Origin of the sequence: Variovorax sp. 54, assembly GCF_002754375.1 — a bacterium.
Taxonomy (GTDB): Bacteria; Pseudomonadota; Gammaproteobacteria; order Burkholderiales; family Burkholderiaceae_C; genus Variovorax.
This window is the reverse complement of sequence record NZ_PEFF01000001.1, coordinates 4,313,519-4,327,776: the sequence shown is the minus strand read 5'-3', so window position 1 is coordinate 4,327,776 and position 14,258 is coordinate 4,313,519. Positions and strand designations below refer to the sequence as shown.

General features: G+C 68.7%; 11 protein-coding genes. 6 read left to right on the top strand and 5 right to left on the bottom strand.

Translation table 11 applies throughout. The features are described 5' to 3' along the window. The first annotated feature begins 15 nt into the window (after positions 1-15). From CLU95_RS19965 to CLU95_RS19945, 5 genes are all read left to right on the top strand, one after another. Positions 16-2,262 (top strand): phosphocholine-specific phospholipase C, encoded by a 2,247-nt coding sequence (locus CLU95_RS19965; RefSeq protein ID WP_099795204.1) that lies wholly within the window; start codon positions 16-18, stop codon positions 2,260-2,262. 48 nt (positions 2,263-2,310) lie between these two features. After that, a complete protein-coding gene (locus CLU95_RS19960; RefSeq protein ID WP_099795203.1) occupies positions 2,311-3,213 on the top strand; it encodes a LysR substrate-binding domain-containing protein in 903 nt (300 codons plus the stop codon). 150 nt (positions 3,214-3,363) lie between these two features. Continuing rightward, the gene (locus CLU95_RS19955) at positions 3,364-4,779 is read left to right on the top strand and encodes a nucleobase:cation symporter-2 family protein (protein ID WP_099795202.1); all 1,416 of its coding nucleotides are present in this window, start codon (positions 3,364-3,366) and stop codon (positions 4,777-4,779) included. After that, a complete protein-coding gene (locus CLU95_RS19950) occupies positions 4,776-6,212 on the top strand; it encodes an 8-oxoguanine deaminase (protein WP_099795201.1) in 1,437 nt (478 codons plus the stop codon). Before CLU95_RS19955 ends, CLU95_RS19950 begins: the two co-directional genes overlap by 4 nt. 161 nt (positions 6,213-6,373) lie before the next feature. Next, positions 6,374-8,383 carry a lipoxygenase family protein gene (locus CLU95_RS19945; protein WP_099795200.1) on the top strand — a complete coding sequence of 670 codons (2,010 nt, stop codon included), beginning with the start codon at positions 6,374-6,376 and terminating at the stop codon, positions 8,381-8,383. An 18-nt stretch (positions 8,384-8,401) separates the two neighbouring features. Here CLU95_RS19945 and CLU95_RS19940 read toward each other — a convergent pair whose 3' ends face one another. From CLU95_RS19940 to CLU95_RS19930, 3 genes are read right to left on the bottom strand one after another with little or no spacing between them, the layout of a single operon-like run. Next, the gene (locus CLU95_RS19940; protein WP_099795199.1) at positions 8,402-9,700 is read right to left on the bottom strand and encodes a c-type cytochrome; all 1,299 of its coding nucleotides are present in this window, start codon (positions 9,698-9,700) and stop codon (positions 8,402-8,404) included. Between the two features lie 7 nt (positions 9,701-9,707). Then, positions 9,708-10,433: a c-type cytochrome gene (locus CLU95_RS19935; protein ID WP_099795198.1), complete on the bottom strand. Its 726-nt coding sequence runs from the start codon at positions 10,431-10,433 to the stop codon at positions 9,708-9,710. Continuing rightward, on the bottom strand, positions 10,433-10,621 hold the full coding sequence (locus CLU95_RS19930) for a DUF2970 domain-containing protein (protein ID WP_056573062.1): 189 nt from the start codon (positions 10,619-10,621) through the stop codon (positions 10,433-10,435). The genes CLU95_RS19935 and CLU95_RS19930 overlap by 1 nt, the downstream gene beginning before the upstream one ends. A gap of 110 nt (positions 10,622-10,731) precedes the next feature. On the opposite strand from CLU95_RS19930, the gene CLU95_RS19925 reads away from it, so the two are divergent. After that, positions 10,732-12,150, top strand: a complete 1,419-nt coding sequence (locus CLU95_RS19925; protein WP_099795197.1) for an aminotransferase-like domain-containing protein — start codon at positions 10,732-10,734, stop codon at positions 12,148-12,150. Between the two features lie 51 nt (positions 12,151-12,201). On the opposite strand, the gene CLU95_RS19920 is transcribed toward CLU95_RS19925, so the two are convergent. Continuing rightward, positions 12,202-13,722: a tripartite tricarboxylate transporter permease gene (locus tag CLU95_RS19920; RefSeq protein WP_099797398.1), complete on the bottom strand. Its 1,521-nt coding sequence runs from the start codon at positions 13,720-13,722 to the stop codon at positions 12,202-12,204. A 13-nt stretch (positions 13,723-13,735) separates the two neighbouring features. Then, positions 13,736-14,158: a tripartite tricarboxylate transporter TctB family protein gene (locus tag CLU95_RS19915; protein ID WP_373669313.1), complete on the bottom strand. Its 423-nt coding sequence runs from the start codon at positions 14,156-14,158 to the stop codon at positions 13,736-13,738. Between the last annotated feature and the right edge of the window lie 100 nt (positions 14,159-14,258).

The window sequence follows — 14,258 nt, the reverse complement described above, 5'->3', positions numbered from 1 at the left end:
GCCAGGGGTGAGACCATGACCTCCCGCCGCAACTTCCTCACCGGCACTGCCACCACCGGTGCCGCTGCGCTCGCACTCTCGGCCTTTCCGCCGAGCATCCGACGCGCCCTGGCCATTCCCGCCAACAACAAGACCGGCACGATCAACGACGTCGAACACGTCGTGATCCTGATGCAGGAGAACCGTTCGTTCGATCACTACTTCGGCATGCTGCCGGGCGTGCGTGGCTTCGGCGATCGCTTCACGGTTCCACTGCCCAGAGGCCTGAACGTCTGGCAACAGCGCAATGCCAGCGGCCAGCTGATCCCGCCCTACCACCTCGACGGCAGCAAGGGCAATGCACAGCGGCCGGAAAGCCTGCCGCACAACTGGAGCGACTCGCAGAACGCCTGGGACGGCGGTCGCCTCTCGCAGTGGGCGCGCTACAAGCACGACGCATCGATGGGCTACCTCCAGGAAGCCGAGATCCCGTTCCAGTACGCGCTCGCCAACGCGTTCACCCTGTGCGACGGCTACCACTGCGCCATGCACACAGGCACTGACGCGAACCGATCCTTCCACATCACCGGCACCAACGGCCCGACCGCGCAGAACGTGGCCTTCGTCATCAACGAATGGGACTGGCTGGACGCCACCCCCAGCAAGGTCGACACCGGCTACACGTGGAAGACCTATGCCGAACGGCTGGAAGACGCCGGCATCAGCTGGATCTCGTACCAGAACATGCCCGACGAATGGGGCGACAACATGCTGGGCGCGTTCCGCCAGTTCAGGCGTGCCAACCGGGCGTCCACCTATCCGGTGACCAGCGGTTACTTCGAGGAGCCTTTTTCCGACACGGGCCAGAAGCTGCCCTTCCACGCCTACGACGCGGCCAGCGACAACCCGGGCAACCCGCTCTACAAGGGCATCGCCAACACGCTGCCGGGCAAGGAGCCGGACCAATATCTGGACGCGTTCCGCCGCGACATCAAGGCCGGCCGCCTGCCGCAGGTGAGCTGGGTCAATGCACCTTCTGTCTATTGCGAGCATCCGGACCCCTCCAGTCCGGTGCAGGGTGCGTGGTTCATCCAGGAAATACTGGACGCGCTCACCGCCGTGCCCGAGGTCTGGAGCAAGACCGTGCTGCTCGTCAACTTCGACGAAAACGACGGCTACTTCGACCACGTGCCCTCGCCGTCGGCGCCCTCGCTCAACCCCGACAAGACGCCGGCCGGCAAGACCACACTCGCCGATGCCGACCTGAAGGCCGAGTACTTCACGCAGCCAGCGCCGGACGGCAGCGCCAAGCAGCCCGCCCCCGACAACCGCGTGTTCGGTCCGGGCCCTCGCGTGCCGATGTACGTGATTTCTCCGTGGAGCCGAGGCGGTTGGGTCAATTCGCAGGCCTTCGACCACACCTCGGTGCTGCAATTCCTTGAAGCGCGTTTCGGCGTGAAGGAGCCGCACATCTCGCCTTTCCGGCGTGCAGTGTGCGGCGACCTCACGAGCGCGTTCAACTTCGCCACACCCAACAGCGAGGCAGTCCCAGCGCTCGCCGGCCACAAGTCCCGAGGAGAAGCCGACACGCTGCGCATCGAGCAGGAAAAGTTGGACCCTGTCCCGGTTCCGCAAAACCCGCAGCTGCCGCGCCAGCCCACCGGCACGCGCCCGTCGCGCGCACTGCCCTACGAGCTGCACACGAGCGCCAAGGCCGACGCCCTCACCGGCAAGGTGAAGCTGCTGTTTTCCAACACCGGCAAGGCCGCAGCGGTGTTCCATGTCTACGACAAGCTTCACCTGGATGACCGTCTGCCGCGCCGCTACATGGTGGAAGCCGGCAAGCAGCTCGATGACAGTTGGGCAGCAGCGACCGACGACGCCGGCCAATATGACCTCTGGGTGCTCGGCCCCAACGGCTACCACCGCCATTTCAAGGGCGACCTCAGCCGCCTGCGCGCCGGCGGCGTGGCCGCGCCCGAGGTGCGTGTCTGCTACGACATCGCCAACGGCAACGTGTACCTGCAGATGCGCAACGACGGCAAGGCCGCGTGCAAGTTCACGGTGCGCGCCAAGGCCTACCGCGACGACGGCCCGTGGAACGCGACGGTGAACGGCGGCGCGCAAGCCGAGCAGCACTGGGAGCTCGCCGCCAGCGGCCAGTGGTACGACTTTGCCGTCACCTGCGACAGCGACCCGGCCTTCTACCGCCGCTTTGCCGGCCGCGTGGAAACCGGCAAGCACACGGTGAGCGATCCGGCGATGGGCTTGCCCGACCTCTGAAGACGTAGGCATGATCCCCCCGCGCCCGCCAGTGGCGCGGGGGGATTCATGCACGCCAAGGTCATTCGGTACTTCGTCGAGGTGGTTCGCGCGGGCTCGATCCGCAAGGCGGCCGAGCAGCTGCACGTGGTGCCAACGGCCGTGAACCGGCAGATCCTCAACCTCGAGGAAGAGCTGGGCGCGCCGCTGTTCGAGCGCATCCACAACACGCTCAAGCTCACGCCCGTGGGCGAGATCGTGCTGGCGCATGCGCGCGGCACGCTGCGCGAGTTCGACCTCGTGCGCCAGCGCATCGAGGACGTGCGCGGCCTGCGCCAGGGCGAGGTCACGCTGGCCACCACGGCCGGCCTGGCCGACGCCTTCCTGCCCGCCGTGGTGCAGCGCTTTCGCGCCGCGCACCCGGGCATCCAGCTGAAGCTGCTCGGCCTGCCCATCGCGGCCGTGCTGCGCAGCGTGGCCGAAGGCGATGCCGACCTGGCACTGGCCTACGACGTGCCCGGCACGGCCGGCTTTCGCACGCTGTTCAGCAGCGAATGGCCGATCGGCGCGGTGGTGCCGCCGGGCCATCCGCTCACGGCGCATGCGACCGCACTGCTCGCGGAGTGCGTGGGCTACCCGCTGATCCTGCCCGCGCCCTCGCTGTCGATCCGCCCGATCCTCCACGCCGCGTTCGAGCGCTCGGCCATCCGCGTGTCGCCGGTGGTCGAAACCACTTCTACCGCGCTGATGCGCCGGCTGGTGCGCGACGGCGGCGGCATCACGCTGCTGAACCGCCTGGACGTGGACGAGGAACGCAACGACGGCACCCTGGTCTTCGTGCCGCTGCGCGACACCACGCTGGGCGCGCAGACGCTCACGCTCGAGACCCGCGCCGCGCAGGCGCCGAGCGCCGCGGCCGAGCTGTTCGCGAACCATGTCGTGGCCTGCCTGGACGACCTGCTGGCGCCCTGATGCCGCGCAGGTTCCGCGAACCTTCCGCTCTGGCAGCCCTTGCGATGACCGTCCACTTTTTGTGCACAGGGCGCGTCATTTATTGACTTTGCATGTGCAAAGACATCGCTCCTAGACTGCCGCGCCGGTTCATCGGCAGGAAAGGTTCCCATGTTCTCGAACGATAAAAAGACCCCCGCAGGAGACGGCGAAGGGGTCGACCAGAAGCTTCCGCTCGCCCGTTGCGGCGCATTGAGCCTGCAGCACGTGCTCGTGATGTATGCGGGCACGGTGGCCGTGCCGCTCATCGTGGGCGGTGCGCTCGGCCTCTCGAAGGCCGACATCGCGTTTCTCATCAACGCCGACCTGTTCGCCGCCGGCATCGCCACGCTGGTGCAGGCCATCGGCTTCTGGCGCTTCGGCATCCGCATGCCGGTGATGATGGGCGTGACCTTCGCGGCCGTCGGGCCGATGATCGCCATCGGCATGGACCCCTCGCTCGGCCTGCCCGCGATCTACGGCGCGACCATCGTGGCGGGCGTGTTCGGCATGCTCGTTGCGCCGCTCATGGGGCGGGTGCTGGGCGTGTTTCCACCGCTCGTCACGGGCACGGTCATCACGCTGATCGGCGTGTCGCTCATGGGCGTGGCCATCAACTGGGCCGCAGGCGGCCAGCCCACCGCGACCCGCATGATCGACGGCGTGGCGCACGCGGTGGCCAACCCGGCCTACGGCGAGCCGGTGAACCTGGCGATTGCCGCAGCGGTGCTGGCGGTGATCATCGCGATCACGCGCTTCGGCAAAGGCCTCATCGCCAACATCGCGGTGCTGCTGGGCATCGTGTTCGGCGTGGGCGTGTCGCTGGCGCTGGGGCGCATGCACTTCGACGGGCTCGAAGAAGCGAGCTGGATGGCCGTGACCACGCCTTTCCACTTCGGCCTGCCGCGCTTCGAGCTCACGGCCATCGCCTCGATGTGCATCGTGATGCTCATCACGCTGGTCGAATCGACCGGCATGTTCCTCGCACTGGGCGAGATCACCGGCCGCAAGGTGACGACCGACGCGCTCACGCGCGGGCTGCGCGCCGACGGGCTGGGCACGGTCATCGGTGGTGTGTTCAACACTTTCCCCTACACCTCGTTCTCGCAGAACGTGGGGCTGGTCACGGTGACGGGCGTGCGCTCGCGCTACGTGGCGGCGGGCGGTGGCCTGATGCTGATTGCGCTGGCGCTGTTACCGAAGATCGCGCACATCGTGGCCTCGGTGCCGCAGTTCGTGCTCGGCGGTGCGGGCATCGTGATGTTCGGCATGGTCGCGGCCACGGGTGTGCGCATCCTGGGCGCAATCGACTACGCGCAGAACCGCCACGCGCTGTATGTGATCGCCATTTCCATCGGGCTCGGATTGATCCCCACGCTGTCGCCCAATTTCTTCCAGCACTTTCCCGCCTGGACCCATCCGCTGACGCACAGCGGCATCGTGCTGGGCACGCTGGCCGCGGTGCTGCTCAATCTTTTCTACAACGGCGTGCTGTCGAAGGAACGGTCCTTCGCGATGGCGGCGCGCACTTCGCACGGTACCGAATGACTTTTCAACATCCCTCTTCTTCGCAACCGCAGCGCCCGCCGCTGCTGATCGTCCGGCACGCCGACGTGCTCGTCACCATGGACGCCGCCCGGCGCGAGATCGCCGACGGCGCCGTGGTGATGAACGGCCCCGCCGTCGCCTGGGTCGGCGCCACGGCCGAGCTGCCGGCGCCCTACCTCGACGCGCTGCGCAGCGGCCAGGCCGAGGCCATCGACATGCACGGCCACGTCGTGATACCCGGGCTGGTGAACACGCACCACCACATGTACCAGAGCCTCACGCGCGCCGTGCCCGAGGCACAGGACGCGGAGCTTTTCGGCTGGCTCACCCACCTGTACCTGCTGTGGGCGCGGCTCACGCCCGAGATGATCCGCGTGTCGACGCAGACCGCCATGGCCGAGCTGATGCGCTCGGGCTGCACCACCACCAGCGACCACCTCTACCTGTTCCCGAACGGGTCGCGGCTCGACGACTCGATCGAGGCGGCCGACGCCATGGGCATGCGCTTCCATGCCGCGCGCGGCAGCATGAGCGTGGGCCGCAGCGCCGGCGGCCTGCCGCCCGACGAGGTGGTGGAGACCGAGGCCGCGATCCTGCGCGACAGCGAGCGGCTCATCGACCGCTGGCACAACCCCGCGCGCCATTCGATGCGCCGCATCGTGCTCGCGCCCTGCTCGCCGTTCTCGGTGTCGCGCGACCTGATGCGCCTGTCGGCCGAGCTGGCGCGCGAACGCGGCGTGTCGCTGCACACGCACCTGGCCGAGAACGACAACGACGTCGCCTACTCGCGCGAGAAGTTCGGCATGACGCCGGCCGAGTACGCCGAAGACCTGGGCTGGGTCGGCCCCGACGTGTGGCACGCGCACTGCGTGAAGCTCGACGACGCCGGCATCGCGCTCTTCGGGCGCACCGGCACCGGCGTGGCGCACTGCCCGTGCTCGAACATGCGGCTGGCCTCGGGCATCGCGCCCATCGGGGCGATGCGGCGCGCGGGCGTGCCCGTGGGCCTGGGCGTGGACGGCAGCGCGTCGAACGACGGCGCGCACATGCTGGGCGAGGCGCGCCAGGCGATGCTGCTGCAGCGCGTGGGCTACGGCCCCGCCGCCATGACCGCGCGCGAGGCGCTGGAGATCGCCACGCTCGGCGGCGCCCGCGTGCTCGGGCGCGACGACATCGGTGCCCTCGCACCGGGCATGTCGGCCGACCTCGTGGCCTTCGACATGCGCGGCGTGGACCACGCGGGCGCGTGGCACGACCCGGTCGCCGCACTGGTGTTCTGCACGCCGGTGGCGGCGGCGCTGAGCGTGATCGACGGCGTGGTCCGCATCCGCGACGGGCGCTTCACGGGCTTCGAGCTGGCGCCGCTGCTGGCGACGCACCGCGGGCTGGCGCGCACGCTGTACGAATCGGCGCGGCATCCACACACCGCCTGAGAGCCCCTGCCGGGTGAGCACCTTCGAGGTAGGCACCAACCCTCATTGCCAACGCCAGAGCCCCTCCGCAGAATCCGCCCACCAAATAGAACGAGCGTTCTATTTGGTGACGGGACACCCCGTCGGCCTTCCCAAGATGCATAACGACAGGGAAATTTCCGATGAAGCGCAGAGACATCCTCAAATGGTCCGCCTCGGCGGGCGGCCTGGGCCTGCTGGCCGGCAAGACCTCCACCGCCTCGGCGGCCCTGCCGGTGCTCAAGCCCACGCTGCCGCAGAAGATCGACCCGATCAGCGCCACCTTGCGGCGGCTCGAACTGGTGGGGCGGCAGACGGCCTACCTCTGGACCGAATCGCACATCAACCTGGCCGGCGTGCCGATGGGCGCGGTGCTGCCTCCCACCGAGCTGCCGGCGCTGGAGCACCAGCTCAAGACCATCGCCAAGGCCCTGGAGGCCGTCACCAATTTCGCGGCCTCGTTCGCCACCAGCGCGCTGGCCTCGGGCAGCCTGCAGTCGCTCGACAACCTGCGCACGCGCCTGGCCGGCCTGCAGGCCAGTTTCGAGCAGCTGCTGGCCGCCAACGGCGGGCTGGCCACACTGCCGGCCGCGGTGCTGAACCTGCTGGGCACGCTCACGGGCACAGCGGGCGACATCGCCACGCAGCTCAAGCAGATCCACCACGACCTGCTGTCGCAAGGCCCGCTGGGCGCGCTGAACGGACCGAAGACGGTGGCACAGTACGACGCGCTGTTCGTCACCATCGAGAAGCCCGCCCTCTCACAGCTGCTGCACGACAACGACCTGTTCGCGGCCATGCGCGTGGCCGGGCCCAACCCGATGCTGATCCAGCGCGCGACGGCGCTGCCGACGAAGTTTCCGCTCGCCGATGCGCAGTACCGCCAGGTGATGGGCGCCGGCGACAGCCTTGCCGAGGCGGCCGCGTCGGGCCGGCTCTACCTGCTCGACTACGAGGGCCTGGGCGACATGGCGCCCACGGGCCCGGTGAGCAAGCCGCTCACGGGCACGGCCTACATCCACGCGCCCATTGCCTTGTTCGCGCGGCCGAAGACCGGCCGCTCGCTGGTGCCGGTCGCGATCCAGTGCGGACAGGACCCGACGCTGAGTCCGATCTTCCTGCGCGTGGACGACACGGCCAACGCGCAGGCCTACTGGGCCTGGCAATCGGCCAAGACCGCCGTGCAGGTGGCCGACTTCAACTACCACGAGATGTTCGTGCACCTGGGCCGCACGCACCTGATGTCGGAAGCCTTCGCGATGGCCACGCAGCGCCAGTTCGCGACCGCGCATCCGCTGAGCCGGCTGCTGTCGCCGCACCTAGAGGGCGCGATGTTCATCAACGAGTTCGCGACGCTGATCATCATGGCGCCGCTGACGACAGGCGACGTGATTCTTGCCGCGCCCATCGAGACGCTGCAGCAGCAGTGCGGCCGCGACCGGTTGGCCTACGGCTTCTACGACCGCATGGTGCTGCCCAACGACCTGCGCACGCGCGGCGTGGACGACACGGCGGCCCTGCCCGACTACCCGTACCGCGACGACGCACTGCTGGTGTGGCACGCCATCGCGCAATGGGTGGGCGACTACGTGGCCGCCTACTACCTGAGCGACGGCGACGTGACCGGCGACTACGAGCTCAAGGCCTGGGCCACCGAGCTCGCGACCAGCGGCAAGGTGCACGGCTTCCGGCCGATCACCACGCGCACGCAGCTGATCGACGTGCTGACCGCGATCATCTTCAACGCCAGCGCGCAGCATGCGGCCGTGAACTTCCCGCAGTATTCGGTGATGACCTATGCGCCCTTCAGCGCAGGCGCGGGCGGCGTGCCGGCGCCGACGAGCATCGCGGGGCAGAGCGAGACGAGCTGGTCGCAGATGCTGCCGTCACGGCTGGCGGCGCAGGAGCAGATCCTGCTGTTCCACATCCTGGGCGGCGTGTACTACCGGCCGCTGGGCGAGTACAAGGACAACGTGTTCCCGCACCTGCCGGTGCTGCTCGACCCGGCCATCGCCGGGCAAGGCGGGCCGCTGGAGCGCTTTCGCACCGCGCTGGTCGGCATCGAAGCCACCATCCGCCAGCGCAACACCGCGCGCACACGGCCCTACGAGCACCTGCTGCCGAGCCGCATCCCTTCGAGCACGAACATCTGAAGAAGGCGCGAGCGCCGCTCAGCGCCGCATCGTGTCCAGCTGCGTGACCGGCGCGGCGTTGTTGCCCCACGCGCCGCGGATGTAGGTGAGCACCTCGGCCACCTCGGTGGCGTCGAGCGCGTGCCCGAACGGCGGCATGCCGTAGGGGCGCGGGTTGCCGGCCGTCGCGGGCAGGAAGCCGCCGTGCGCGACCACCTGGATCAGGTTGGTGGGCCGCGCCATCGTCACCGCGCGGTTGCCCGCGAGCGGCGGGTAGGCGCCGGCCGCGCCCTGGCCCTGGTCGCCGTGGCAGTAGGCGCAGCGCTGGTCGTAGATTTTGGCGCCGCGCACCATCGCGCCGGCGTCGCGCCGCAGCGGGGCGGCGGGCGCCTTCGTTGCTTCTGGCGCGTCCTGCTTCACCGCCTCGGGCAGGTCCTTCAGGTAGATCGCCATCGCGCCCAGGTCGGCGTCGCTCAGGTACTGCGTACTGCGGAACACGACGTCGGCCATCGGGCCCATCACCGAGCCGCGCGGGGCGGTGCCGGACTTGAGCAGCGCCACGACATCGGCCGCAGGCCAGTCGGCCACGCCCGCTTCGTGCGGATCGGCCAGCGACGGCGCATACCAGTTCTCCACCGCGATCAGGCCGCCCGAGAGCCCGAGCTTGGTTTCGGTCGCGCCCAGCGAATTGCGACTGCCGTGGCAGGCGATGCAGTGGCCCAGCCCGCCCACCAGGTAGGCGCCGCGATTCCATTCGGCCGGCTTGTTCGCGTTCGCCACGAAGGGTTGCGGCTTGAACGAGAGCGCGCGCCACACCGCGAGCGCGGCCTGCGTGTCGTACGGAAAGCGCAGGCGGTGCGCCTGGTTTTCCGTGGCGGCCGGCGCCACGCTGCGCAGGTAGGCGTAGAGGGCATCGGAGTCTTCGCGCGTGACCTGCGTGAAGTTCGGGTACGGGAAGGCCGGGTACAGCAGGCGCCCGTCCTTGCTGCGGCCGTTGTGCATGGCGCGCCAGAAGTGCGCGCTGCTCCAGCCGCCGATGCCGTGCGTCGCATCGGGCGTGAGGTTGGTCGCGTAGATGGTGCCGAACGGCGTTTCGAGCGGCACGCCGCCCGCGTAGGGCTGGCCGCCGCGCGTGGTGTGGCAGCCGGCGCAGTTGCCCGCCAGCGCGAGGTAGCGCCCGCGCTCGACCAGTTGCGGCGTGGCGTCGAAGGCTTCGGCGCGTTCGGGCAGCGGGTCTTCGCCGCGCAGGTTCAGCGCCCCCACGACGCCGGCCAACACGGCCGCCAGGGTGACCAGGCCCAGCAGGGCCCAGCCGAAATGTCTCAATCGCGCGGTCATCGGGTTCTCAGGGTTTCGCTGCGGTGGGCATGCCGCCGCAGGTGACGGGCAACGGTGCGGGCAGCGAGGCGGCCGGGCGGGTGTCGGCCGGCATCGGCTGCACGGCCAGCCAGCTGGCCACGGCGTTGATGTCGGCGGTGGTCATGCGCTGGCCGATCTGCGCCATGCAGTCGGGCGCGGGTGCGTGGCGCTCCTTGGTGAGCCAGGCGCCGAGCTGCGACGACACGTACAAGCGCGGCAGGCCCAGCAGGCCCGGAATGGCCGGCTGCACGCCCGTGAGCGCGGCGCCGTGGCACTGCACGCAGGCCGGGATCTGGCGCGCTGCATCGCCTTCGAGCGCCAGTTGGCGGCCACGCCGCAGTTGCTCGGGCGAGGCGTCGCTCTGCGGCGAAATCGCCGCGTACGGCAGCGACAGGTTCGCGAAGTAGTCGGCCATCTCGCGCAGGTAGTCGTCCGACAGGTGCTGGACCATGTAGGTCATGTCGCTGTTGAAGCGGCGCCCGTCGCGAAAACTCACGAGCTGGTTGAACAGATAGCCCGCCGGCTTGCCCGCCAGGCGCGGAAAGAAGCCGGCATTGGTGGTGGCGCCCTCGCGCCCGTGGCAGGCGATGCAGGCGGCCACGCGCTGCTCGATGGTGTCGGGCACGGTGGTGGTGGCTGCGCGCGTCATGGCGGGCGCGAGCGGCAACAGCAGCGCCAGGGCCAGCGCTGCGCGATGGAGCACGGCCTTCATCACGTGCCTGCCGCGAAATGCGCCAGGGCCAGCAGGCCCGCGATCAGCAGCAGGGCCATGCACAGGCCCACGCCGATCAGCGGCAGGATGCCCAGTTGGGCGGTCCGCTTGTCGGCGTCGGCCCGGCGGCCGCCCAGCCCGATGAAGCTCCAGAGTACGGCGCGCACCGCGCGCATCAGATTGAACATGGCTCCACTGTCGCGCAAACGGGTCAAAAAAAACAGATGCAGATCCAGCTCGATTCACCATATCAGATTAGAGTCCCCGCGAATGACAACGGCCCACTGACGAAGCCCCGATGAAGCGTTATGAAGCCCTGGCCTCGGACATCGAGGCCTCGATCCGCAACGGCACCCTCAAGACCGGCGACCGCCTGCCCTCCGTGCGCCACACGGGCAGCAGCCGCGGCGTGAGCGCCTCCACCGTGTTCCAAGCCTACTACCTGCTGGAAGCGCGCGGCCTCGTGCGCGCGCGCGACCGCTCGGGCTACTACGTGGCCGGCGGCGGCCTGCGCGACGCGCCGCCCGAAACCACCCTCACCTCGCGCCCCGCCGAAGGCCCGCGCGCGCTCGACGTGAGCGACCAGGTGTTCGACATCCTCGAAGCCAGCATGTCGCGCCAGGTCGTGCCCTTCGGCTCGGCCTTTCCGAGCCCGCTGCTGTTTCCGCTGGCGCGGCTGGGCCAGTTCATGGCGGCCAGCGCCAAGTCGCTCGACCCGTGGCGCACCGTGGACGACCTCACGCCCGGCAGCGCGGCGTTGCGCCGGCAGATCGCGCTGCGCTACCTGGCCGACGGCCTGCCCGTGCCGGCCGAGGAAATCGTCGTCACCAACGGCGCGCTCGAAGCGCTCAACCTCTGCCTCTCGGCCGTCACGCGGCCGGGCGACGCGGTGATCGTCGAGTCGCCCACCTTCTATGCCGCGCTGCAGGCGCTCGAACGCATGGGCCTGCGCGCCATCGAGGTGCCGACGCACCCGGGCGAAGGCATCGACCTCGACGCGCTGGCGCAGGCCATCGCCGCGCACCAGCCGACCGCCTGCTGGCTCATGACCACCTTCCAGAACCCGCTCGGCAGCCTGATGCCCGACGCGAAGAAGAAGGCGCTGGTCGAACTGCTCGCCCGGCACGAGCTGCCGCTCATCGAGGACGACGTGTACGCCGAGCTCTACTTCGGCGAACGCCGCCCGCCGCCCGCCAAGGCCTTCGACACGCAGGGGCTGGTGCTGCACTGCTCGTCGTTTTCGAAGAGCCTCGCCCCCGGCTACCGCATCGGCTGGGCCTCGGCCGGGCGCTTCGCGCGCAAGGTGGCGCGGCAAAAGCTCACGACCACGCTCAGCACCTCGGTGCCCGCGCAGCTGGCGCTGGCCGACTACCTCGAGAAGGGCGGCTTCGACAAGCATCTGCGCAAACTGCGCCAGACGCTGGCGATGCAGCAAGCCACTTTCGCGCAGGCCGTGGGGCATTACTTTCCGGCGGGCACGCGCGCCACGCGGCCGTTGGGCGGGTACTTCCTGTGGGTCGAGCTGCCGCCGCAGGTGAATGCGTTGGAGATCCATCGCCTGGCGCTGGAGCGCGGCATCAGCGTCGCGCCCGGCCCGATCTTCTCGGCCACGCGTGCGTTCGCGAACTGCCTGCGGCTCAACTACGGCCACGCGTGGGACACGCACAGCGAGCAGGCCTTGCAGACGCTGGGGCGGCTGGTGGCCGAAGCGAGCTGAAACGACAACGCCCGCCGAAGGGGCGGGCGTTGTTCGGGCCTGTCGCGTGACCTACTCTTGCGGTTCCAGCGCGACAGGCGCCGGCGCCCCGTTCTTCTTGCGCGCCTGCAGCACGAACGCCACGAACTGCCACACCACGAAGATGCCGACCAGCCCCAGCAGCGTGCCGCTGATGGGCCGCGACACGAAGGTGCCGAAGCTGCCGCGGCTCAGCAGCATTGCGCGGCGGAAGTTCTCCTCCAACATCGGCCCGAGGATGAAGCCCAGCATGAGCGGTGCGGCATCGAGCTCCAGCCGCATGAACATGTAGCCCATGAAGCCGAACGCGGCGGTGATGAACACGTCCTGCAGGTTGTTGTTCACGCTGTAGGTGCCGATGCAGCAGAAGAACAAAATCGACGGGAACAGCACGCTGTACGGGATCTTGAACACCGAGAGCCAGTAGCGCACCAGCGGCACGTTCAGCACCAGCAGGAACACGTTGCCGATCCACATGCTGGCCACCAGGCCCCAGAACAGCTCGGGGTGGCTGGCGATCATGTTCGGGCCCGGCTGGATGCCCTTGATGATGAAGGCCGCCAGCATCAGCGCCATGACTGCGTTCTCGGGAATGCCGATGCTCATCAGCGGAATGAAGCTGGTGCGCGCAGCCGCCTCGTCGGCTGCGGCCTGGCCGGCCACGCCTTCGATGCACCCCGTGCCGATCTCGTGCTTGTACTTGCTGACCTTCTTGTCGAGCGCATACGCCGCGAACTGCGCAATCGTCGGGCCGCCGCCGGGCAGGATGCCCAGAATGGAGCCGACCACGCTGCCGCGCAGCGCGCTGGGAATGATCCGCTTGAACTCCGCCCAGGTCGGGATCAGGTTGATCTTGCCGTTGAAGGGCGAGCGTTCTTCACGCGAGTCGAGGTTCTTCGTGATCTCGGCGATGCCGAAGCAGCCCAGTGCAATGCTCACGATGCCCACGCCGTCGGTCAGGAACGGCATGTCCATCGTGAAGCGCGCCATGCCGCTGTTCACGTCGGTGCCGATGGTGCCCAGCAGCACGCCGATCATGCACATCGCCAGCCCGTTCAGCAGGCTGCCCGTGGTCACGAAACTCACGCACACGAAGCCCACCAGCATCATCGCGACGTAGTCCGCCGGGCCGAACAGGAAGGCCACCTCGCCCAGCGTCGGCGCCAGGAACGACAGCACCAAAATCGCGACCGTGCCGCCGATGAAGCTGGAGAAACCGGCCGTGAAAAGCGCCAGGCCCGTCTGGCCTTTCAGCGTCATCGCGTAGCCGTCGATGCAGGCCACGATGCTGCTGGCATGCGGGATCTTCATCGTGATCGCGCTCACGCTGTCGCCGTACTGCGCACCGTAGTAGATGCCGGCCAGCATGATGAGCGCGCCAGTGGTGGGAATCGAATACGTCAGCGGCAGCAGCAGGCTGATGGTGGCCAGCGGGCCCAGGCCCGGCAGCAGGCCGACCAGCGTGCCCACCGTGCAGCCGATGGCGCAGTACATCAGGTTGTGGAGCGTCAGGGCGTGCGAGAAACCGAACGCCAGGTTGTTCAGAACATCCATCATGGTCGTGACCTCAGAAAAGCGGCAAGTTCAGGCCGAGCAGCTTCTGCAGCGCCAGCGCCATGGCGATCAGGCCCGCCGATATCTTCACGTTGCGCACCCACGAGTTGGAGCTGCCCGCGAAGGCCGAACAGAACACCATGAAGACGATGCCCGCGATCATGTTCACGTACATCGAGATCAGTGCGAATCCGCACAGGCTCGACAGGATGAGCCCGATGTTCTTGAAGTTCAGGTTCAACGTCACCGGCGCCACCACGAACGACCGGACCACGGTGGCCACGCCGATCAGCAGCAGCAGGCCGCTCACCATCACGGGGAACAGGCCCGGCCCCGCCCGGCTGAAGTCGCCGATGGGATAGCTCAGCGCGGTCAGGCCGAAGCCCAGCGCGATCGCCATGAGGAACAGACCTCTGACAAGGTTTCTATTTTTCATTCATACGCTCACGGTGTGATGTGATTCGAATGCGCCCGCGACCGGCAGAACCGGTGCGGGCGTGTCTCCGTCCGGAAGAAAGTTCCGGACGGATCGATGC